Raw genomic sequence first — 21,761 nt, 5'->3', positions numbered from 1 at the left:
ACGGCGTTGAAATTGCGCGGCGCTCAACCGGTAAATTAACCTTTTGTTTCCCATGCCTGTTTAGCTTGGCTTAACGAATGGCCGCCTGCCCGACGGTCTCCAATGGTAATGCCCGGATATGAATGACAGGGTCGACAGGGAAGACTGGAGACACGAACGCTCCCTGCAGGCGCTCGGCCGGGCCATGCGTGGCGAAGACGACACGCCGCAGCCGTCAGGATCGCTGCTTTCATTGGCCCAGGCAACGCCTGCCGATTGGCGCGACAACGCCGTCGAACGGCATCAGATAGCGCGCTCGCGGCGCGAGGCGGCAGCGGAGCGCGATGCCTACATTTCCAGCGCCGTAACGGACGACAGCGCCGGCCCTGTTGCGGCGACCAGTGCCGAGCCGGCGCAGGACAAGCTTCCTCCTTCGCCGGCCAGTTGGCTTCCGCGCTGGGCGCAACTGAAGCGCGCCCGACCTGACGTCGAAGAGATTGAAGCCGTCGAACCTGCGCCGGAGCGATCCGGCTCCGCGCCCGCTCCAGATAGCGTCATCGCGGCCGAACCGGACCAGCAGCCAGGTACAACGCAACTCGATGCGGCACAGTCCGACATGGACGTGCGCTGGAAACCGCTGATCGATCCAATGACGGTGATCGGCGGCGTTGCCCGCTCTAAAGCGCTGATCGTCACCATGACCCTGCTTGGCGCGCTTGTCGGCATCTCGATCGCGCTCTCGACGCCGAAGAAATACGAGGCGGTTACCGAACTCATCGTCGATCCGCGCGATCTCAAGATCACCGAAAGCGACCTTACCCAGACCATGATCGCCTCCGATGCCACCTTGGCCATCGTCGAGAACCAGATGCGCGTGCTCACCTCCGGGGTGGTGCTCAACAAGGTCGTGGACAAGCTCAATCTCGTCAGCGACCCCGAGTTCAACGGCCAGGGCGGCAGCCCGGGTGTTCTTGACCTGGTCCGCTCGCTGCTGTCGCGCGACGATGGCCCGGGCAGCGCGGACGATACAAGGCGCAGGGCGCTGGCCGTCGGCAACCTTGCCGAAAGCATCAGTGTCGAGCGCGGTGGCAAGACCTTCGTCATCACCGTCAGCGCCGTTACGCAAGATGGCGACAAGTCGGCGCTGATCGCCAACACCATGACCGAGGTGTTCCTTGAAACCTACGGCCAGATCCAGTCCGATACGGCCGGGCGGGCAACCGATGAACTGACGGCAAGGCTGGGCGAGTTGCGCAAGGGCGTCGAGGAGGCCGAGCGCAAGGTCGAGGAATTCCGGGCCTCCCACGATCTCGTCGACGCGCAAGGCCGCCTTATTTCCGATGACGAACTGCTCAAACTCAACGAGCAATTGTCGCTTGCCCGCGCGCATACGCTGGAACTGAATGCCAGGGCCGCGTCGGCGAAAACCGTCAATGTCGATTCGGTGCTGGGCGGCGCCTTGCCGGAAGAAATAAGCTCCAGCGCCATGGCGGACCTACGCTCCCAATATTCGACGCTGAAGCAGGAAGCCGACCGCGCCGCCGTGCGGCTCGGGCCGCGTCATCCCGAACGCATGGCGCTCGAAGCCCAGCTTGCCGGCGCGCGCGACCGCATCGCAGCCGAGTTGCGCCGCATCGCCTCTTCGCTGCAGGTCGACCTCCGGCGGGCCGTCCAACTCGAACAGGAGTTGTCGGCCCGGCTGGCGCAGCTCAAGGTGCGCAGCGGCGATGTGAGCAACGACCTCGTCAGCTTGCGGGAGTTCGAGCGCGAGGCTGCAGCCAAGCGTTCGGTCTATGAAGCGTTCCTGTTGCGGGCCAAGGAAACCAGCGAGCGCAGGGACATCAACACCGCCAACATCAGCGTCATCTCCAAGGCGTTCGCGCCGCTCGAGCCGAACGGCCCCTCGCGGGCGGTGATGGCTCTGGCCGGGTTGCTGCTCGGCTTTGCCTCAGGCGTCGGGCTGGGTGCGACGCGCGGCGCTTATGAAAGCCTTCGCGCCACTGCCGATGAGCACACACCGCAAAACCGCGTGCCGGGCCGGCGCCGCGAAGTCGCTCTCGAAGGCCGCAACGAACGTTTCGCGCCGCCACAAGCGCCCTCCGGCAAAGCCGGCATCGGATCGATATCCCCGGACGTTCATGAGCCGGCACCCGACGAGGCGGAGACCGGCCAGCCGTCGATCGAGGAAATCCGCGCCAGCCTGCGCGAGTTCCGGGAAGCCGTGCGCGAACTGGCCGAGAGCCGCAGCCGCGGTCGTCGCGTCTGACAATCTCGATCGACCCGCCTGTTTCCAGGTTTACGGCATGCAATGCCGCATTGGCGTGATTGAACCGCCGAATTTTCGTGAATATGCACAGGGGAGCCGACACCTGACGGCGGGGCCGGGCCGATGACGATTGCCATGCCGATGGCAAACACGGTCATTTCTGCTTATCTTGCCGCAGGTCTCGAACGCCCCTCCTTCTGATCCCGGAAAGAACACGCCTTGCCGACGCCTGCAATTTCCGTCGACCGTGCGACGACGAACAACCCGGTAACGAGCGGGCGGCAATTCGCATTCCTCCTGGTCGATAAGTTCTCGATGTTTTCGCTTGCCGCGGCCATCGATACGGTGCGCTCGGCCAACCGCCTGCTCGGCCACGATTTCTACGGCTGGAAAACCGTGTCCGCGGATGGTGAGGCCGTCATCGCCTCCAACGGCCTTTCCATCAGGATCGACTACGCCGTTGCCGACCTGCCGCCGGTCGACATCGTCTTCGTATCGGTCGGGCTGGCGACGGAATTTCCCGGCAAGAGCAAGGTGCTGGCGGCCCTGCGCAATTGGGGGCGGCGCGGCAGCGCGCTGGGAGCCTTGTCGGTCGGCTCCTATCTTCTGGCGGAAGCCGGCCAACTCGACGGCTACCGTTGCACCATCCACTGGGAAAACCGCGCCGGCTTCGTCGAACGCTTCCCTGACATCGACTGTACCGGAAACGTCTTCGAGATCGACCGCAAACGCTACACATGCGCCGGCGGCACCACCTCGATCGACCTGATGCTGGAAATCGTGCGCTCCGACTTCGGCTCCAATCTCGCCAACAGCGTGGCCAACCAGTTCCAGCACGAGCGCATCCGATCCGCCGGCGACCGCCAGCGCGTCGGCCCCGAGCGCGACCTGACCGGCAAGTCGGAAAAGCTCAAGCGCATCGTCGAACTGATGGCCGGCCATCTCGACGAGCCGTTGTCGGCGGTCCAGCTTGCCAAGTCGGCAGGGCTGTCGGTGCGCCAGGTCGAGCGCCTGTTCCTGCGCCATCTCACCGTCACGCCGGGCCGCTACTACATGCGGCTGAGACTCGAGCGCGCGCGCGAATTGCTGCGCCAGACCAACATGCCGATCCTGGACGTTGCAATCGCCACCGGCTTCACCTCGCATTCCTATTTCGCCCAAAGCTACCGGCTGCAGTTCGGCCGCCCGCCCTCGGAAGAGCGCCGCACCACCTACTGATGCGTGTACTCGACCGCTTGCCAGTGCAGGACGGCTTCGCTAGCTTGCCGCGCTAAACTGCGGCACATCCAGACAAAGACCGACACCGGACGCGGAAACAACCACGGGGGAAGTGATGACGGCGCTGACACGCATTCTGCTCGGCCTTTTCATGATGGTGGCAACGTGCGCGGCGGCGAGCGCCGCCGACCGGGTGATCGTCATCCTCGATGCCTCCGGCTCGATGTGGGGCCAGATCGATGGCAAGCCCAAGCTCGAGATTGCGCGTCAGTCGCTCAAGACCGTTTTGCAGGCGGTGCCCGGCGATGAGGAAATCGGTTTCATGGCCTATGGCCATCGCCAGAAGGGCAGTTGCGACGACATCGAATTGATCGTGCCGCCGCAGGCCGGGTCTGCCAGCGCCATTTCCACAGCCGCCGACAATCTGAAATTCCTCGGCAAGACACCGCTCAGCACCGCGGTGCGCCAGGCGGCGGAAGCGCTGAAATACACGGAAGACAAGGCCAGGGTGATCCTCATCACCGATGGCCTTGAAACCTGCAACGCCGATCCATGCCAACTCGGCAAGGAACTGGAAGCGGCCGGTGTCGACTTCACCGCCGACGTGGTCGGCTTCGGCCTGACGGCGGAAGAAGGCAGGCAGGTCGCCTGCCTCGCCGAAAACACCGGCGGCAAATATATCCAGGCCTCCGACGAAGCTGCCTTGAAGGACGCATTGGCGGAAACGGTCGCGGCACAACCGGTGCCTGAGCCAGCGCCCGAACCGGAACCGGCGCCGGAACCGGCCAAGGTGGAATTCAACTTCGCCCCCACGCTCGCATTGTCGGAAGACACCGAGGATCTGGGCGACGAAGGCCAAAGCTGGAACTTCTTCAAGGCAAAAGCGGACGGCACCCGCGGTGAGGACGTCGGCACCGAATACAACGCCTGGAAGGGCAATCTGGAAGCGGGCGACTACATCGTGACCGCCCGCTTCGGGCGCGCCGAGACCGAACAGCGCGTCACCATCGAGGACGGCAAGCTTTCCGAGCCGCATTTCATCCTCAACGCCGGCACCCTTGTGATCCGGCCGCTGGGTGCGGAAGGCGAACAGCCTCGCGACAGCGCAACGGTCAACTTCACCTATCCCGGCGGCGACGCCACCGAATATGGCGAGACCAAGGTCGTCGTTCCGGCCGGCGAGCAGAAGGTGACGGTCACCATAGGCAAGGGCGTGGCGACGGAAGAATTCACGCTTGAGGCCGGAAAGAAAATCGAAAAGACCATCATTGCCGGCGTCGGCCATGTCGTCGCCAACGCCTTCTACAAGGAGGGCATGAAGGTCGATGCCGGCGGGCTGGCGGTGCGCGTGTTCAAGGCGGCAAAGCGCATCGACGGAACCCGCGAGGACGTGACCTACGGCTACGGCCCCGACACCGCATACGACCTGCCTCCGGGCGACTATGTGCTTTTCGCCGAATTGCATGCCGCCAAGGCGGAAGCGCCGTTCACGGTGCGGGTGGCTGAACGCACGGAAGCCAATGTCGTGCTCAACGCGGGTGTTCTTGCCATATCCGCATCGGGCGCGAAGGAAACGCGCGTGTTCAAGGCCGCCAAGGACATACAGGGCGATCGGGAAAGCGTCTGGTACTCCTACGACGAGGAATCCCAGACGACATTGAATGCCGGAGATTACGTCGTTGTCGCCACGCGCGGAGACGACAACGTCAAATCCGAGATGAATGTGACCATCACTGCCGGAGAACGGGCAGAAATAAAGATACCCTGACCGGAGCGGCCTCGTCTCGAAGCAAGCGGCTTTTGCTGCCTGTTCGTATCAGGCAGCGTTGCCGAAGGCGCTGGCGCCCTGGTCGGCCCGGCCGGCCAGTTGCCTGAAGCCGGCGAAAAGCTCGCGCCCGAACCCGAACTCGTTGGCCTCGAGTTCGGCTTCCGCGACCGGCCGCAGCACCAGGTCGCCCGCCGGTACAAGCACCTCCAAGGTGCCCGCCTCGGCGTCGAGGCGGATGATGTCGCCTTCGTTGATCTTGCCGATCACGCCGCCTTCCAGCGCTTCCGGCGTCACATGGATGGCCGCCGGCACCTTGCCGGATGCGCCCGACATGCGCCCATCGGTGACAATGGCAATACGCTGGCCGCGATCCTGCAGCACGCCCAGCACGGTGGTGAGCTTGTGCAGTTCCGGCATGCCGTTGGCCTTCGGTCCCTGAAAGCGGATGACCGCGACGAAGTCCCCGGTCAGGCTTCCGGCCTTGAAGGCGTCGTTCAACCCTTGCTGGCTGTCGAACACGCGCGCCGGGGCCTCGATGACCCGGCGATCGGGCTTGACCGCCGAGGTCTTGATGATGGCATGGCCAAGATTGCCCGACAGCACCTTGAGGCCGCCGGTCGGCTGGAAAGCCTTGGCGACGGGCGCGAGCACCTTCTCGTCGCCGCTTTCAGCCGGCGCGGGTTCTCGGGCCACCGTGCCGTCCGCGCCAAGGCGAGCCTCGATTGCGTAGGTCCTGAGGCCCTCGCCCCACACCGTCTGAACGTCTTCATGCAGAAGTCCGGCATCGAGCAATTCGCGGATGAGGAAGCCCATGCCGCCCGCCGCCTGGAAATGGTTCACGTCTGCCAGGCCGTTCGGATAGACCCGCGCCAGCAGCGGCACCGCTTCCGACAGGTCGGAAATATCCTGCCAGGTCAGCCTGATGCCGGCGGCGGCGGCCATGGCGATCAGGTGGATGGTGTGGTTGGTGGAGCCGCCGGTGGCGTGCAGGCCGACCACGCCATTGACGATGGCGCGCTCGTCGATCATGCGGCCAACCGGCGTATAGGCGTTGCCAAGCTGGGTGACGGCGAGCGCCCGCTTGGCCGCTTCCCTGGTCAGCGCATCGCGCAGCGGCGTGCCCGGATTGACGAAGGAGGCGCCCGGCGTATGCAGGCCCATGATCTCCATCAGCATCTGGTTGGAATTGGCCGTACCGTAGAAGGTGCAGGTGCCCGGTCCGTGATAGGACTTCGATTCCGCTTCCAACAGTTCCGCGCGGTCGCATTTGCCTTCGGCATAAAGCTGCCGCACCTTGGCCTTCTCGTCATTGGGCAGGCCGCTTGTCATCGGCCCCGCCGGGATGAAGACCGCCGGCAAATGGCCGAAGCTCAGCGCCGCGATGAGCAGGCCCGGCACGATCTTGTCGCAGACGCCGAGGAAGACGGCGGCGTCGAACATGTTGTGCGACAGGCCGACCGCTGCCGACATGGCGATGACGTCGCGCGAAAACAGCGACAACTCCATGCCGGGCTGGCCCTGGGTGACGCCGTCGCACATTGCCGGAACGCCGCCGGCAACCTGGGCGATGCCGCCTGCTTCCGCCGCTGCTGCCTTGATCAGCCGGGGATAGGTCTCGAACGGCTGATGCGCCGACAGCATGTCGTTATAGGCGGTGATGATGGCGAGGTTCGGCACCTTGTCGCCGCTGAGCGCGATCTTCTCCGATGGGCTGCATACGGCAAAGCCGTGCGCCAGATTTCCGCAGCCGAGCACCGCGCGGTTGGCGCTGCGGCCCGCCGCATCGGCGATACGCCCGAGATAGGTTTCGCGGCTGGCGCGGGAGCGTTCGCGGATACGGTCCGTGATGGCTTCGATGTCTCGTCTGGCTGTCATCTCGTTTGTCCTTTCGACCGTCGGCCGAATCCTGCGCTTTTATGGCGCCCAGAACACCGCGACCGGCTTCTGTGCCATGTCGATCACCGTGCCGATCGGCTTTGTCCCATCAGGTCCCATCGCGCCTTCGAAGGCGGTGCGCTTGTCCGCGCCTTCGATGTGCAGCGCGATGAAGCCCGCCTCGACGATGCGGGCAGCAGAAAGCGTCAACCTCGGTTCGCCGGCGCTCGGCGCATCGACCGGCAAAACGATCCGTTTCGAATTCGCATCGAGCAGCGTCTCAAGGTTGTCGGCATCCGGAAAGAAGGAAGCGGTGTGGCCATCGGTGCCCATGCCGAGAACGGCGACGTCGAGCGGCCAAGGCAGCGCACCAAGTTCCACGTCGTCCGAACTGGCCACATCATCGATGTCCGCGTCATCCCGGTAGAGCGACACGAACCGGGCGGACGCCGCTTCGTTCCGCAGCAGATTGGCCATCACCAACCCGGCGTTGGAGCGGGGCGAAGAGGCCGGCACGAAGCGCTCGTCGATCAGGGTGACGACAACCTTGTCCCAGCCGATCTGCTGCTGCGACAACGCCTCGAAGAACCGCGCCGGCGTGGTGCCGCCGGATACGGCGAGGAAAGCGGTCCCGCGCCGCGTTATCGATTCAGCCAGAAGCGAGGAAATCTTCTTCGCCAACGCGTCCGCCAATGCGGCGCGCCCGGCGAATTCGATCCACTCATAGCCGGCTTGGCTGGCCATCAGGCGCTCTCGTGCCAGGTGCGTCCGTCGCGCTCGATGAGCGCGATCGAAGCCGAGGGGCCCCAGGTGCCGGCCGTGTAGCCTTGCGCCTCGTGGCGTGCGCTCTCCCAGGCCTGTTGGATCGGGTCGATCCAGCTCCAGGCCGCCTCGACCTCGTCGCGGCGCATGAACAGCGTCTGGTTGCCGCGAATGACGTCCATGATCAGACGCTCATAGGCATCCGGCGCGCGCCCGTCGAAGGACTCGGCAAAGCTCATGTCGAGCGGAATCTGGCGCAAGCGCATGCCGCCCGGACCGGGATCCTTGATCATGATATACTGCTTCACGCCTTCGTTCGGCTGCAGGCGGATGACAAGCTGGTTGGCGAAGATCGGTCCGGCATTTTCACCGAAGATCGAATGCGGGATTGGCTTGAACTCGATGACGATTTCCGAAACGCGCGAAGCCAGCCGCTTGCCGGTCCTGAGATAGAACGGCACGCCCGCCCAGCGCCAGTTGGCGATCTCGGCCTTGATGGCGACGAAGGTTTCGGTGTCGCTCTCCTTGCCCAGTTCCTCGACGTAGCTCTTGACCGGGCCGCCGGCCGAAGCGCCGGCGCGATATTGGCCGCGAACCGTCTGCTTCGGCGCCTCGTTACCGTTGACGCGCTTCAGCGCCCGCAGCACCTTCAGCTTTTCGTCGCGCACCGCATCCGCGTCCATCGACGCCGGGGCCTCCATCGCAACCAGGCACAGCAGCTGGAGAATGTGGTTCTGCACCATGTCGCGCAGCGCACCGGCCGTGTCGTAATACGTGACGCGATCTTCCAGCCCCACGGTTTCGGCAACGGTGATCTGGACATGGTCGATATGGGCGGAATTCCACAGCGGCTCGTAAAGCGCGTTGGCGAAGCGCAGGGCCATCAGGTTCTGCACCGTCTCCTTGCCGAGATAGTGGTCGATGCGGAAGATCTGGCTTTCGTGAAAGTCCTTGTCGATGAGGTCGTTCAGCGCGCGGGCGGAATCGAGGTCGCGGCCGATAGGCTTTTCAACGACGATCCGCGAATTGGGCGTGATCATCTTGTGTTCTTTGAGCTTGTGCGAGATTTGGCCAAACAGCGTCGGCGCCACCGCCAGATAGAAGGCCCGGATGCGATCGCTGTCGCCGAGTTCCTTCTTCAGGCTGTCGAACCCCTCGCCGCTGACCGCATCGGCGGCGATGTAGGAAATTCGGGCCAGGAACTTGTCTAGCTCCTTGGTATCGACATCCGCCTTGGCGACATGTTCCACAATCGCTTTCCTGGCGAAGGCGCGGAATTCACTGTCGCTCATCTTCGAACGCGAGGTTCCGATGATGCGGGTCGGTTCGGAAAACTGGTGGTCGCGCTGTCGATAATAGAGCGACGGCAAGAGCTTGCGCTCCGCCAGATCGCCGGTGCCACCGAAAATGATGAAGTCGAAAGGGTCGACAGGTATGATCTGGCTTGTCATGGTTTGTCCGTGTTGCCACAGCTCATTACGCCGCAGAGGATATAATCTAATCGATTTAATTTGACCAGTGCCATGGTGTCACATCTGCGGCATCGTTACTGGTCCAAGCGGATACAATGGTAGCAGGCGATAGTTCACGACGTGCCGCGCCGCCATCATAGGCCGGCCGGCAAAATGCAGCCAAGGGAGAATCGAAGATGGGAGCGCATCTTTCGACGACCGTCGCGCAAGGGCGTATTTTCCAGCAGATCATCGACGGCAAGGCCGTCGACGCAGTGTCGGGCCAACGCATCGACGTCCTGTGTCCATCTGACGGCAAGGTGTTCGCCTCGATCCCGGCCTCGGCGCCCGCCGATGTCGACCGCGCCGTGCAGGCCGCGCGCCGGGCCTTCGACAGCGGCTCATGGGCGAAGATGCCGGCGGTGGAACGCGGCCGGCTTTTGACACGCCTCTCGCTCCTGGTCGAGAAGAACGGCAGCGAGCTTGCCGCACTCGAGGCGCGCGATACCGGCAAGCCGCTCAGGCAGGGCCGCGCCGACGTGGCCTCGACGATGCGCTACTACGAATTCTACGGCGGTGCCGGCGACAAGATCCATGGCGACACCATCCCCTTCCTCGACGGCTACACGGCGCTGACGCTGCGCGAGCCGCACGGCGTCGTTGCCGGGATCATCCCCTGGAACTATCCGTTGCAGATTCTTGCCCGCGTCGCCGGCGCGGCATTGGCGATGGGCAACACGCTGGTGGTCAAGCCGGCGGAAGACGCTTCGCTGACGGCCATCCGCATTGCCGAACTGGCGCTGGAGGCCGGCTTTCCCGAAGGCGTCTTCAACGTCATCACCGGCTTTGGGCGCGATGCGGGCGCCGCCCTTTCGGCGCATCCGGGCGTCGACTACGTCACCTTCACCGGTTCGCCGGCCACCGGCACGGCCATCCAGCAGGCGGCGGCTGGCAACAATCGTGGCGTCACCATGGAGCTTGGCGGCAAGTCGCCGCAGATCGTGTTCGCCGATGCGGACCTCGACAAGGCGCTGCCGGTGCTGGTCAACGCCATCATCCAGAACGGCGGCCAGACCTGCTCGGCGGGCAGCCGCGTGCTGATCGAGCGATCGGTCTATGAGGACGTGGCGTCAGGGCTTGCCGAACGTTTCTCGCGCCTCGTCGCCGGCCCGCACGACGCGGACCTCGACCTCGGCGCGCTGATCAACTCAAGACAGCAGCAGCGCGTCGCGGCTATGGTCGCCAAGGCCGAAAAGGCCGGCGTCCCGGTGCTGGCGCGCGGCACGGTGCACAAGGATGCGCCCGCCGGCGGCTACTATTTCGCGCCGACGCTGTTCGGGTCGGTAAACCCCGATGCTGTCATCGCCCGCGAGGAAGTCTTCGGCCCGGTGCTGGCGCTGTTTGCCTTCGAGGACGAGGAAAACGCCATCCGTCTCGCCAATTCTACCGACTATGGCCTCGTCGCAGGCGTCTGGACGAAGGATGGCGGCCGCCAGCATCGAGTCGCCAAGCGCGTGCGTTCCGGCCAGGTTTTCGTCAACGGCTACGGCGCCGGTGGCGGCATCGAACTGCCGTTCGGCGGCTTCAAGCGGTCCGGCCATGGGCGGGAGAAAGGTTTTGAGGCGCTCTACGATATGTCGGCTACGAAGACGATCGTGTTCAATCACGGTTAGGCTGGCGCTCTCGCGGCAAGTGCATTGCAGATCGGAAAGACGACAAGATGAGATTGAAAGACAAGGTTGCCATCATCACCGGCGCGGCATCCGGTTTCGGCCAAGGCATGGCCAGACGCTTTGCCGAGGAGGGTGCCCGGGTGGTGGTTGCCGACCTGAACGCCAAGGGGGCCGAGCGCGTCGCAAATGAAATCGGCAAGGCGGCCATCGCCGTCACCACCGACGTGTCGCAGCGCACCGATGTCGAGGAACTGGTCTATGCGGCCAAGAGCGCTTTCGGCCGGGTCGACATCATGGTCAACAATGCCGGATACACGCATCGAAACGGCGACATGCTTGCCGTGGACGAAGCCACGTTCGACCTCATCACCGCCGTCAACATGAAGGCGATCTATCACGCCGCCGTTGCGGTCGTGCCGACCATGCAAAGGCAGGGCGGCGGCGTCATTCTCACCACTGCCTCCACGGCCGGTCTGCGGCCGCGCCCCGGACTCACCTGGTACAATGCGTCCAAGGGCTGGGCGATCACGGCGACGAAATCGATGGCCGTGGAACTCGCGCCGCACAACATCCGGGTGAATTGCCTGTGCCCGGTTGCCGGCGACACCGGCATGCTCGAAAAATTCATGGGCGCCGATACGCCCGAAATCCGCGAGAAGTTCCGCGCGTCCATTCCGCTTGGGCGCTTGTCCACCCCGCTCGACATCGCCAATGCGGCACTGTGGCTGGCCTCGGACGAGGCCGCCTTCATCACCGGGGTGGCACTGGAAGTGGATGGCGGCCGCTGCATCTGAGCACGATCACGAAAAGTGGAGGCCGGTTTTCGGAAAAGATCGTGCTGGTAGAAAAACGATCCCGAAAAGTGGGGCCGGCTTCGGCGATGGATCAGGCCGAATGAGAGGCAGGGTCAGTCGCGCTGCACGAAGCTCTTGTAGACGAAGCCGCGCTTGCCCTCGTAGACGATTTCGCACCATTTTTCGCAAGCGACCACCTCGACCGGGGTCTTGGCCGGAACGGTGCCAATGGCGGCAGCGCCGGTTTTCGGACCCGACCGCATCGTCACGGCCCGCAATGTGTGGCCGGATGCCGCGTCGTTTGGCGCACCATCCTTCGGCGTTTTGGCATCCGTATCCGTGCCGCCAGCCTCGCCCGGCGGCGTCGGCCTCGGCGTCGGAATGGCGGCGATCAGCGGCATTTGCTGCGCGGCCCCATCCTTACCGCTGTAGGCCAACGGTGCAGTACCATCTCCATCCACCGCCGGAACAGCGATGGCTGCGGCGGCCTGCGGGTCCAGTTCGGGGATTTCCGGCTGCGCCATCGGTGCTTCAGGCTGCTGAACAACCGAGGCCGTTTCAACGGCGTGCACAGGCGGCGGCTCGGTTTCCGGAGCGGTAATCCCGGCGCTATCGGTCGAGATCGCGGTCGCCGGGGCCACAATTTCCGGCTGCTGATCGACCTTGGCCTCGGCAAAGGCCTGACGCTCGCCTGCCGGCATGGCCAGCCACAATGCGACCGCGGCCACGGCCAGAAGGGACATCGTTCCGACCGCGGCGATGACAAGATGCGCGTGCGCCTTGACCTCCTGCCACCAGGAGCGCCGCGCATCATAGCCATACTGCATCGAAATGCGCTGCCGTCCCGGCTTGCCGAAACTCGATAGCCCCTTCACCTAGACATCTCCAAAAGAGCCGGCGTTCTTTCATTCGAGGATCGGTTCAACGCCCGATCCGTCCAGCGCCGGTCTCGCACTCCCGTCGGACAGTGTGGCAGATTTCACCGCCATGGGCTATCCGCAGCCGGGGATAGTAAGGCAAATTGTGGCATCACTGCGTTAAGCCGGGGACAATGCGACTTATCTCTATTGCGGCGCAAGAGCTTGTGGCGGTGCTTTTTTCATACCAAAACCGCAGCGGTCCCATGGCAACAGGAGTGCGATTCGTGGCGTTTCGGGCATTGATCGGCGTCTTTTCCGCCCTCGCTATTCTGCTGCCGTCAGCGCAGGCGGTTCATGCGCAATCGCCTGAGATGCCTATCTTGTGGGATGCCAAGGAGCGCTTGCCGAAGCCGGACCTTTCGGCCCTGCCGCGTCTCCGGTTCCTGACCACCGTCGATTTCCCGCCCTTCAACTTCCTCGACGGCAGCGGCCGCCTGTCCGGCTTCCATATCGATCTGGCGCGGGCGGTCTGCGCCGAACTCGGCATCTCCGACAAATGCCAGATCGAGGCGCTGCCGTGGGCGGAACTGGAGGATGCACTCGCAAAAGGCAATGGCGAGGCCATCATCGCCGGCATTGCCGCGACCCGCGAGACGCGCGCGAAATACGTGTTCTCGCGCCCCTATCTGCAGTTCCCGGCCCGCTTCATCGTACCCAAGGCCAAGCCGCTCACCGAGCCCATCTATGACAAGATCCAGGACAAGTCCGTCGGCGTGCTGGCCGGCTCCGCGCATGAGCGCATGCTGCAAGACTATTTCGGCAAGGTGAAGACCGTGCCCTTCGCCAAGCCGGACGAACTCTATGCCGGTCTCAAGGCCGGCAAGGTCGATGCGGCTTTTGGCGACGGCATGCGGCTTTCCTTCTGGCTGGCAAGCGACGATGCCGCAAATTGCTGCCGCTTTGCCGGCGGCCCCTACATCGCGCCCGAATATCTCGGCACGGGGCTCTCCATCGCGGCCAAGGCCGACCAACCGATGCTGGCGGCTGCCTTCGACTACGCCCTGCAGGAAATTTCCGAGAAGGGCGTCTTTGCCGAACTCTATCTGCGCTACTTCCCGGTCAGCTTCTACTGATGTATGTCGCCCTGGGAACCGGCTTCGGGATAACGACATGCATAAAATCAAATACTTAAAGCGCGGCCAGCGAACCTGAAAGACGCGCTGCAGGCCTCAACAGGGTCAGGCCGAAAGCGCTTGCTCCAGATCGGCGATCAGATCGTCGGCGTCTTCTATGCCGGCGGAGAGCCGGACCAGCGAATCCGAAATCCCGATCGCGGAGCGCTGCTCGGCCGGAATGGACCCGTGCGTCATCAGCGCCGGATGCTCGATCAGGCTTTCGACGCCACCAAGGCTTTCGGCCAGGGCAAACAGGTGGGTGTGCTCGAGAAAGCGCTTGGTGCCGGCCAGGTCGCGGTCCAGTTCGACCGTCACCATGCCGCCGAAGGCGTGCATTTGCGTCTTGGCGATACCATGCTGCGGATGGCTTTCGAGGCCGGGATAGATGACGCGGCGCACGTCCGGCCGCGCCTCCAGCCAGCGGGCGATCTTCTGCCCGTTCTCAGAATGGCGCTCCATGCGCAACGCCAGCGTTTTCAGGCCCCGCAAGGCAAGGAAGCTGTCGAACGGACCGGAAATGGCGCCGACGGCATTTTGCAGGAATTTCAGCCTGTCCCTCAGGTCCGCGTTCTCGCCGACGATGACGGTGCCGCCGATCATGTCGGAATGGCCGTTGAGATATTTGGTGGTCGAATGCACGACCAGATCGATGCCAAGTTCCAGCGGCCGCTGGATATAGGGGCTGCAGAAGGTGTTGTCGGCAACCGCGATGATGCCCTTGCGTTTCGCCAGCGCCGCCACCGCCGCCAGATCGACGATGCGCAGCAACGGATTGGTCGGCGTCTCGACCCATAGCATCTTGGTGTCGGGGCGGATCGCTGCTTCGACCTTGGCCAGATCGGTGAAGTCGGCGAACGTCACCTGAAGCCCGGCCGAGCGCTTGCGCACCCGCTCCAGCAGGCGGAACGTGCCGCCATAGATGTCGTCGGTGGCGACGACATGGGCGCCGGCGTCGAGCAATTCGAAGATATTGGCGATCGCCGCCAGACCCGAGGCGAAGGCGAAAGCCGCCGTGCCGCTTTCGAGATCGGCCACCGCGCGCTCGAAGGCGAAGCGCGTCGGGTTCTGGCTGCGCGCATATTCGAAGCCCTTGTGCACGCCGGGGCTTTGCTGGGCGTAGGTAGAGGTGGCGTAGATCGGCACCATCACCGCGCCCGTCGTCGGATCGTGGCTCTGGCCGCCATGGATGGTGCGGGTCGAGAAGGCGAGGCGGTTCCTGCCCTTTGGCGGCTGTTGGGTCATCTTGAGCGTCTCAAATGGTTGATCAGGTCGATACGGGTGATGAGGCCGACGAACTCGTCGCCGTCGAAGACGATGGCGACCTCGTTGCGGTCGAACACCGGCAACAGCGCATCCAGTGTCTGGCTGGCCTGAAGCGTGTGAAGTTCCGAGGTCATCGCCGAGCGCACCGGCGCCTCGAAACGCTGCCAGCGGCCCTGATAGTTGCCGTCGACCCTGGCCAGTATATCGCTCTCGTCGATGATGCCGACCAGCTTGCCGCCGTCGAGCACGGGAAGCTGCGAAAGGTCGCCGCGCCGCATGCGGCCATAGGCGGTGAGCAGCGTGTCGTCCGAGCCGACGAAGACGGTGCCGCCCTCGCGGTGCGAGCGGGCGACGAGGTCGGAGAGGTCCCCATGCTGTTGCCGTTCCGCCAAACCCTGCTCGGCCAGCCAGAAATCGTCGAACACCTTTGACAGGTATTTGTTGCCGCTGTCGCAAACGAAGGTGACGACACGCTTGGGCGTCTGCTGTTCACGGCAGTAGCGAAGTGCCGCGGCAAGCAGCGTGCCCGACGAGGAGCCGGCCAGTATGCCTTCCTTCGACAACAGGTCACGCGCCGCCAGCATCGAGTGGCGATCCGAGATCGTATAGGCCTGGCTGACCAGCGAAAGGTCGGCATTCGGCGGCACGAAGTCCTCGCCGATGCCTTCCACCGTCCAGCTTCCGGCCTGCTCCAGCCGGCCGGTCTTGACCAGCGGCGCCAGCACGGACCCGGCCGGATCGGCCAGGATCATTTCGGTTTTCGGAGACACCTTGGCGAAGAAGCGGCCAAGGCCGGTCAGCGTGCCGCCCGAGCCGACACCCACCACGACGGCGTCGACATCGCCGTCGAGTTGCTGCCAGATTTCCGGACCGGTCGTCGTCTCGTGCGCAAGCGGATTGGCCGGATTGGCGAACTGGTTGACGTAGAAGGAGCCCGGCGTCTCGGCGGCGATCTTCTCGGCCATGTCCTGATAATATTCGGGGTGGCCCTTGCCGACATCGGAGCGCGTGAGGCGCACGTCGGCGCCAAGCGCGCGCAAATGCTGCACCTTCTCGCGCGACATCTTGTCGGGCACCACCAGGACGATGCGATAGCCTTTGGGGATGCCGACCTGCGCCAGGCCAAGGCCGGTATTGCCGGCGGTTGCCTCGATGATGACGCCGCCTTTCGACAATCTCCCGTCCCGCTCCGCGGCGGCGATCATCGAGCGGGCGATGCGGTCCTTGATCGAGCCGCCCGGATTCTGGCTTTCCAGCTTGATGAACAGGCGGCAGCGCCCGGTGTCGAACTTGGTCAGTTCGACCACCGGCGTCTCGCCGATGAGGTCGAGAACCGAGCCATAGGGCGGCCTCACCCGGTCGAATACGGCGTTCTGTTCGATTTTTGCGGTGCTCGTCATCGGATAGCTCCTTTTGCTCCCGATGCGCGCACTGATCGCAGACTTAGGCCTGCATTGTCGAAGACAAATATTTCAATAATTTTCTATTATCGGAATTGTTTTCCAATTCCGTGCAGTTCCGGTTGGACTCAGCGCGGCGCCGGATTCGACCGCGCCGGGCGCTCGCCTTCGCCTTCCGGCGTCTCGTCCATGGCGCCGTCGTCGATTTCGACGGCATCCTCAAGACGCGAGGCGATGAGTTCCTGGATGTCGCCGACCTCTTCCTGGATATCTTCCAGCGGAATCCCGGCTTCGGCAGCTGTGGCGGCGCATTCGCGGGCAAGCGTTTCGGCGTGCTGTTCGATCTTTATCGGCAAGGCGGGTGTCTGGCACTTCTCGCCGATCCATTCCTGCAGGAACTTGATCGCATGTTCACTCATTCCAATGCCCTGTATGTCCTGGTCTGGTTGTAACCTGCGGCGTCTCCAAAAAGATGCCGTTTGTTTCAAACTGCGTTGGCATTCATCAGGCCCAGGGTCGGAACCCTAGCATATCGACAGCCCGGGGCCTGACGGAGTTCAAGGTTTCAACAGATTCGTTTGGAGGGGTGGTACCGTTGGCTGGGCTCGAACCAGCGACCTCCGGATCCACAATCCGGCGCTCTAACCAACTGAGCTACAACGGCACATCGGCTTGGCCCGATCGGCGAAAAGTCCATCCTTTGCGATAAGCTTTGTCGTTCGGCGAAGCGTCAATACGGGTTAATGGAGTGTAATTCAAGCCATTTGGGAAGGCAAAAGGTCGCTTGCGCGAATTGCCCTCATCCTCCCTTGAAAAGCAGGCAAAGAAAAAGGCCGGCGGGAGGAGGTGCCGGCCTTTTCCTTTATTGGCCAGCGGAGAAATGCTGGCCGCTTCGCCCGTCGGGCAGAGGGAGGAGGAACCACCCGCCGGGTATTTGCCTGGCCGCCGAAAACCGGCGCCCCGAAAGATTGCGCGACCTGAAGTAGGATTACGCGACCTTGAGTTCCTTGAAGGTCTTCTCGAAGACGGCCTTGACCGGCTTGGAAACGTCCTCGGCGGCCTTGGAAGCGGCAGCCTGGAAATCCTTGGTCTGCTCGACGGTCTGCTCGACGCGCTGACGCAGGAACGCCGTCTGCAGCTCGAACACTTCCGACAGCGACTTGGCGCCGACGAGAGCCTCGAGATGCGAGAAATTGGCTTCGGCGTTGGTGCGCAGCGCAGAGATCGCCTTCAGCGACAGGTCGCTGGTGGCGGACCTGGCGGTCTCGTAGGTGGTTTCGAGAACCTTCTGGGCCTCTTCCGAGCCGGTCTTCAGCTTGGCATAGGCCTCTTTCGACTGCTCGACGCCCTTTTCGGCGAAAGCGCGGATCTGGTCGGTGGCCTTGGAAGCGTCAAAGCTCGGGAATTCGACATTGCCGATGATGTCGGCGGTCTTGGTCTTGTTCATTTTCCATCCTTTCAGGGGAAGCGACTTTGACACAAAGCCGTCTCGTTCATGTATGATGGCTGTATATAGCACGAATTTTGTGCAATGCAATATTTTTATTGCGACGCACCATTTCGGTCGGGCCGGGCGTTAACCACGTGGCCAGATTTCGGCTCCCAAACGCCATGGCTTGTGGACCTTCGCGCCATCGGCTTTTATTAACAAAGCGTTAACTGCAATCTGCCCGACCTGCGAGGGTTCGCCAAGCGCAATGCCGTCCGACAGCTACTCCTTCCTCGACGTCGCCGTACTCGATACGGTGCGGCAGCGCTTTGCCGCCGGCGACGCGCTGGTCATCCTGCCCACGGATCTGGAGCAGGTGCTGTGGGCGAACGGCCCCGGCGCTGCGCTGTTCGGCTACCCGGACATCGAACGCATCATCGGCGAATCCTCCGGCCTTTCCCCAGTCGCGCGGCGGCAGATCATGGCGACCTCCGGCTTTCCCGACATCGGCAGCGACCGATCCCTCATGGTTCGCCTGACCAGCGGCATGGTGAGCCACGCGGTCGGCTTCGTCGCCAGCAGCGTGACCATGCCCGACGGTGAAAAGGCCATCCTGATGGCCGTCCCGGTCGCGCAGGACGAGCAGGCCGGCTCAACCGGCCATGCCGCGAAGGCGATCGGCGGCTTCACCGAAGACGGTCATTTCCTCGCCTTCATCGACGGCAAGGGCGAAGTCGAGGCCGCGTCGCCGGGTTTTTCCGATTTGGGCATCGCGCCCCCGACGCTGGTCGCGCTGGTCGGCCAGGTTGCCAATGAGAGCGACAGGATCGTCAAGCGTCTCGTCGAGGCGGGTAAAAATTCCTATCCGGCGGGCATGGCCCGGCTCACCGACGATCCCGCTCGCCACCTTCTCGTCGTCATCGACGAAGGCCAGGTCGGCGGCATCGAACCATCGGCGCTGGCCCACAGTGCGGCCGAAGCCGCATCGGCGGTTCCCGGCTCCGGCGCCGGACATGCAGATACCGCTCCGCCCGACAGGCACCATCATCACGATCACTGGTATTTCAGCGATGGCGATGCCGCGCCAGACGCCGAACCCGACCAGGAGCCGGGCCATGCGGAGGCTCCAGATGCTTCGCAGGCGGAGCAGACGGCGACTTCCGAAAGCGATACGGCCACGGATGGCCTTTCCGGCGCAGAGCCGCCGAAGCGCGCACCGGCCCCTGTCCGCTTTGTCTGGCGCACCGACGCCGAGGGCAGGTTCAGTGCCGTCTCGCAGGAGTTTGCCGATGCGGTCGGCCAACCGGCGGCGGATGTCCTTGGCCGGCGTTTCAAGGATGTCTCCACGACCTTCGGTCTCGATCCGTCGGGTGAAATCTCCGGCCTTCTCGAGCGGCGCGACACGTGGTCTGGCCGCTCCGTGCTGTGGCCGCTGGCAGGCACGGGCCTGAAAGTGCCGGTCGATCTCGCCGCCTTGCCCGTCTACAGCCGCAACCGCGAGTTCGAGGGTTTTCGCGGATTCGGCGTTGCCCGCATGGCCGATGCAGTAGCGGACCCGGAAGGGATCGGCATGGCGCTGGTTCCAAACCAGCCGCAGCCGGCCGCCGAACCGGCACCGCCGGAAAGCCACACGGAAGCCGCGACGCCAGACCCCATCCAAAGTCCAGACCCTTTCCAGGGTGAAGTGCCGGCTCTTTCGATTGCTCCGAAGCCGGAGCGCCGTTTCACCGACAAGGTCATCCGGCTCGCGGAACACCGGCCGCCGGCCAATGACAAGGGCCTGTCGACGCTTGAGCGCAGCGCTTTCCGGGAGATCGGCGAGCGTTTGAAGAAGGTGAGCGAGCCCGAATTGCGCCCCGCGCCGTCCGAAGCCACCGACACGACCGCTCCGATGCCTTTACCGGAAGCCGTCACGGAAGTCGAAGGCACAAGCAAGCCAGTTGCGCCGCAGAGCGAAGCTGCGCCTGAAAGCGGGAGAGCGATGCAAGAACCGGCAGCGTCGGTGGCGCACGGCTCGCTGCTCGACTACGCGGATTCGGCGGCCGACCCCGTCGCAGATGACGACAGCATGGCTGTCGCCGATTTTCGCGATGCCGCGTTTCAAGAGCCCGGCGGCGACGATACCGTGGCGCCGCCCGCAGCGCCTGACCTCGCCGTCAAGCCCGCCGAACCTGCCCGCTCCATTGCCGGATTGCCGCTACAGGCCGGCAGCTTCCTGCCATCCGCCTTTGCCGAGGGGGAGCCGGACGCACCAGATATCTCGATCCTGGCCAAGCTGCCGGTGCCTGTCCTGATCCATTCCGGCGACGTCCTTCACTACGCCAATGACGAATTCCTCGATCTCGCCGGCTACGGCACGCTCGACGAACTCGACGAGGCCGGCGGGCTGGACACGCTGTTTGCCGAACCCTACGCCGATGACGGGACTGCCGACGAGGCCGACCGTGCGCTGCGCCTGCGCAGCCGGGACGGCAGCGAATTCCCGGTCGAGGCGATCCTGCGCTCGGTGCCCTGGCAGGACCGCAAGGCATTGCTGCTGGTCGTGCGCCGCACCGGCGACACCCGCGCCCCGGTCGCTGTCGAACCCGCGGCACCGCAGACCGCGGCAAGCGCGCCGCAGCAGCCGGACGTGTCGGAGCTCAAGGCGCGCATAGCCGAAATGCGCACCATCATCGACACCGCCACCGACGGTGTGGTGCTGATCGGGCGCGACGGCAACATCCGCTCCATCAGCCGGCCGGCCGAGGCTTTGTTCGGCTTCGACAGCGACGAGGTCAACGGCAAGCCATTTTCCTCACTGTTTGCCATAGAGAGCCAGCGCGCCGCCCGCGACTATCTCGCCGGCCTCACCGAGCATGGCGTCGCCAGTGTCCTCAACGACGGCCGCGAGGTCATCGGACGCGAGTCGCAAGGGCGCTTCATCCCGCTGTTCATGACCATCGGCCGCCTGCCCGGCGACAGCGGCTTTTGCGCCGTGGTGCGCGACATCACCCAGTGGAAGCGGGCCGAGGAGGATCTCACCCAGGCCCGTACCGTTGCCGAGCGGGCGTCGTCGCAGAAGACCGATTTCCTCGCCCGCATCAGCCATGAGATCAGGACGCCGCTCAACGCCATCATCGGTTTTTCGGAACTGATGGTGGACGAGAAGTTCGGCCCGGTCGCCAACGACCGCTACCGCGACTATCTGCGCGACATCAACCGGTCCGGCAACCATGTGCTCGATCTGGTCAACGACCTGCTCGACATCTCGAAGATCGAAGCCGGCCAGCAGGACATGGACTACGAAGCGGTGTCGCTCAACGACACGCTGGCGGAAACCGTGGCGCTGATGCAGCCGCAAGCCAACCGCGAGCGGGTCATCATCCGCTCCAGCTTCGCCTCGCGGCTGCCGGAAGTGGTGGCGGATTTGCGCAGCGTGCGCCAGATCGCGCTCAACGTCCTGTCCAACGCCATCCGCTACACCCAGGCCGGTGGCCAGGTCATCGTCTCCACCGCCTATGAAATCTCGGGCGATGTGGTGCTGCGCGTGCGCGACACCGGCATCGGCATGACGCAGGCCGAGATCGAACAGGCGCTGAAGCCGTTCAAGCAGATCAACGCGCTGAAGCGTGGCCGCGGCGACGGCACCGGGCTCGGCCTGCCGCTGACCAAGGCGATGGTGGAGGCCAACCGCGCCCGCTTCACCATCAGCTCGACCCCCGGCGAAGGAACGCTGGTCGAGGTCGCCTTCCCGTCGACGCGGGTGCTGGCCGAATAGCCAGGCTTTCACCGCGTAAAGAAAAAGGCGCCCTGGAGGGCGCCTGAATTATGGAATTTGTCACAACGGGCTTGAGCGAATTCAGCGCCTT

General features: G+C 64.0%; 15 protein-coding genes, 1 tRNA gene and 1 pseudogene. 8 read left to right on the top strand and 9 right to left on the bottom strand.

The window, feature by feature from the left end; genetic code table 11:
* Window positions 1-118: 118 nt before the first annotated feature.
* The 4 genes and pseudogenes from ASD64_RS18720 (at window position 119) to ASD64_RS18710 (ending at window position 5,231) form a co-directional block, all read left to right on the top strand.
* Complete coding sequence (locus tag ASD64_RS18720; RefSeq protein ID WP_056108280.1) at window positions 119-2,245, top strand: GumC family protein; 2,127 nt, start codon at window positions 119-121, stop codon at window positions 2,243-2,245.
* A gap of 96 nt (window positions 2,246-2,341) precedes the next feature.
* A pseudogene (locus tag ASD64_RS21165) lies at window positions 2,342-2,446 on the top strand (bifunctional methylenetetrahydrofolate dehydrogenase/methenyltetrahydrofolate cyclohydrolase); the annotation flags it as partial.
* Window positions 2,447-2,560: 114 nt separating this feature from the next.
* Window positions 2,561-3,463, top strand: a complete 903-nt coding sequence (locus ASD64_RS18715; RefSeq protein ID WP_413813618.1) for a GlxA family transcriptional regulator — start codon at window positions 2,561-2,563, stop codon at window positions 3,461-3,463.
* 115 nt (window positions 3,464-3,578) lie between these two features.
* A complete protein-coding gene (locus ASD64_RS18710) occupies window positions 3,579-5,231 on the top strand; it encodes a vWA domain-containing protein (protein WP_056108273.1) in 1,653 nt (550 codons plus the stop codon).
* A 48-nt stretch (window positions 5,232-5,279) separates the two neighbouring features.
* On the opposite strand, the gene edd is transcribed toward ASD64_RS18710, so the two are convergent.
* From edd to zwf, 3 genes are read right to left on the bottom strand one after another with little or no spacing between them, the layout of a single operon-like run.
* Window positions 5,280-7,106, bottom strand: a complete 1,827-nt coding sequence (edd, locus tag ASD64_RS18705; RefSeq protein WP_056108270.1) for a phosphogluconate dehydratase — start codon at window positions 7,104-7,106, stop codon at window positions 5,280-5,282.
* Between the two features lie 39 nt (window positions 7,107-7,145).
* A complete protein-coding gene (gene pgl / locus ASD64_RS18700; RefSeq protein WP_056108269.1) occupies window positions 7,146-7,868 on the bottom strand; it encodes a 6-phosphogluconolactonase in 723 nt (240 codons plus the stop codon).
* Window positions 7,850-9,319 (bottom strand): glucose-6-phosphate dehydrogenase, encoded by a 1,470-nt coding sequence (zwf, locus tag ASD64_RS18695; protein ID WP_056108265.1) that lies wholly within the window; start codon window positions 9,317-9,319, stop codon window positions 7,850-7,852. Before zwf ends, pgl begins: the two co-directional genes overlap by 19 nt.
* Window positions 9,320-9,516: 197 nt before the next feature.
* Between zwf and ASD64_RS18690 the strand changes: the two genes are divergently transcribed.
* The gene (locus ASD64_RS18690; RefSeq protein ID WP_056108262.1) at window positions 9,517-10,992 is read left to right on the top strand and encodes an aldehyde dehydrogenase family protein; all 1,476 of its coding nucleotides are present in this window, start codon (window positions 9,517-9,519) and stop codon (window positions 10,990-10,992) included.
* Window positions 10,993-11,039: 47 nt separating this feature from the next.
* Window positions 11,040-11,786 (top strand): SDR family oxidoreductase, encoded by a 747-nt coding sequence (locus tag ASD64_RS18685; protein WP_056108260.1) that lies wholly within the window; start codon window positions 11,040-11,042, stop codon window positions 11,784-11,786.
* 113 nt (window positions 11,787-11,899) lie between these two features.
* Here the strand turns inward: ASD64_RS18685 and ASD64_RS18680 are convergent, their stop codons facing one another.
* The gene (locus ASD64_RS18680; RefSeq protein WP_156460228.1) at window positions 11,900-12,661 is read right to left on the bottom strand and encodes an SH3 domain-containing protein; all 762 of its coding nucleotides are present in this window, start codon (window positions 12,659-12,661) and stop codon (window positions 11,900-11,902) included.
* 356 nt (window positions 12,662-13,017) lie between these two features.
* Between ASD64_RS18680 and ASD64_RS18675 the strand changes: the two genes are divergently transcribed.
* Window positions 13,018-13,779 carry a transporter substrate-binding domain-containing protein gene (locus ASD64_RS18675; protein WP_156460230.1) on the top strand — a complete coding sequence of 254 codons (762 nt, stop codon included), beginning with the start codon at window positions 13,018-13,020 and terminating at the stop codon, window positions 13,777-13,779.
* 105 nt (window positions 13,780-13,884) lie between these two features.
* Here ASD64_RS18675 and ASD64_RS18670 read toward each other — a convergent pair whose 3' ends face one another.
* The 5 genes from ASD64_RS18670 to ASD64_RS18650 form a co-directional block, all read right to left on the bottom strand.
* Window positions 13,885-15,063 (bottom strand): cystathionine gamma-synthase, encoded by a 1,179-nt coding sequence (locus tag ASD64_RS18670; protein WP_056108253.1) that lies wholly within the window; start codon window positions 15,061-15,063, stop codon window positions 13,885-13,887.
* Window positions 15,060-16,484 carry a pyridoxal-phosphate dependent enzyme gene (locus tag ASD64_RS18665; RefSeq protein ID WP_056108250.1) on the bottom strand — a complete coding sequence of 475 codons (1,425 nt, stop codon included), beginning with the start codon at window positions 16,482-16,484 and terminating at the stop codon, window positions 15,060-15,062. The genes ASD64_RS18670 and ASD64_RS18665 overlap by 4 nt, the downstream gene beginning before the upstream one ends.
* A gap of 128 nt (window positions 16,485-16,612) precedes the next feature.
* The gene (locus tag ASD64_RS18660) at window positions 16,613-16,903 is read right to left on the bottom strand and encodes a DUF768 domain-containing protein (RefSeq protein WP_056108247.1); all 291 of its coding nucleotides are present in this window, start codon (window positions 16,901-16,903) and stop codon (window positions 16,613-16,615) included.
* A 168-nt stretch (window positions 16,904-17,071) separates the two neighbouring features.
* Window positions 17,072-17,148: transfer RNA gene (locus ASD64_RS18655), tRNA-His, on the bottom strand.
* Between the two features lie 324 nt (window positions 17,149-17,472).
* Window positions 17,473-17,931 carry a phasin gene (locus tag ASD64_RS18650; protein WP_056108244.1) on the bottom strand — a complete coding sequence of 153 codons (459 nt, stop codon included), beginning with the start codon at window positions 17,929-17,931 and terminating at the stop codon, window positions 17,473-17,475.
* Window positions 17,932-18,181: 250 nt separating this feature from the next.
* Here ASD64_RS18650 and ASD64_RS18645 point away from each other — a divergent pair, with 250 nt between their 5' ends.
* Window positions 18,182-21,670: a PAS domain S-box protein gene (locus tag ASD64_RS18645; RefSeq protein WP_056108242.1), complete on the top strand. Its 3,489-nt coding sequence runs from the start codon at window positions 18,182-18,184 to the stop codon at window positions 21,668-21,670.
* Window positions 21,671-21,761 lie beyond the last annotated feature (91 nt).

It is taken from the genome of Mesorhizobium sp. Root157, assembly GCF_001427385.1.
Classification (GTDB): Bacteria; Pseudomonadota; Alphaproteobacteria; order Rhizobiales; family Rhizobiaceae; genus Mesorhizobium.
This window is presented reverse-complemented; position numbering and strand designations above follow the sequence as displayed.

Bases quoted from the DNA above. Each gene is read 5' to 3' on its own strand.
- ASD64_RS18720 (WP_056108280.1), top strand. From the start codon at position 119: ATGAATGACAGGGTCGACAGGGAAGACTGGAGACACGAACGCTCCCTG.
- ASD64_RS18715 (WP_413813618.1), top strand. From the start codon at position 2,561: ATGTTTTCGCTTGCCGCGGCCATCGATACGGTGCGCTCGGCCAACCGC.
- ASD64_RS18710 (WP_056108273.1), top strand. From the start codon at position 3,579: ATGACGGCGCTGACACGCATTCTGCTCGGCCTTTTCATGATGGTGGCA.
- edd (WP_056108270.1), bottom strand. From the start codon at position 7,106: ATGACAGCCAGACGAGACATCGAAGCCATCACGGACCGTATCCGCGAA.
- zwf (WP_056108265.1), bottom strand. From the start codon at position 9,319: ATGACAAGCCAGATCATACCTGTCGACCCTTTCGACTTCATCATTTTC.
- ASD64_RS18690 (WP_056108262.1), top strand. From the start codon at position 9,517: ATGGGAGCGCATCTTTCGACGACCGTCGCGCAAGGGCGTATTTTCCAG.
- ASD64_RS18685 (WP_056108260.1), top strand. From the start codon at position 11,040: ATGAGATTGAAAGACAAGGTTGCCATCATCACCGGCGCGGCATCCGGT.
- ASD64_RS18675 (WP_156460230.1), top strand. From the start codon at position 13,018: ATGCCTATCTTGTGGGATGCCAAGGAGCGCTTGCCGAAGCCGGACCTT.
- ASD64_RS18670 (WP_056108253.1), bottom strand. From the start codon at position 15,063: ATGACCCAACAGCCGCCAAAGGGCAGGAACCGCCTCGCCTTCTCGACC.
- ASD64_RS18665 (WP_056108250.1), bottom strand. From the start codon at position 16,484: ATGACGAGCACCGCAAAAATCGAACAGAACGCCGTATTCGACCGGGTG.
- ASD64_RS18660 (WP_056108247.1), bottom strand. From the start codon at position 16,903: ATGAGTGAACATGCGATCAAGTTCCTGCAGGAATGGATCGGCGAGAAG.
- ASD64_RS18650 (WP_056108244.1), bottom strand. From the start codon at position 17,931: ATGAACAAGACCAAGACCGCCGACATCATCGGCAATGTCGAATTCCCG.
- ASD64_RS18645 (WP_056108242.1), top strand. From the start codon at position 18,182: ATGCCGTCCGACAGCTACTCCTTCCTCGACGTCGCCGTACTCGATACG.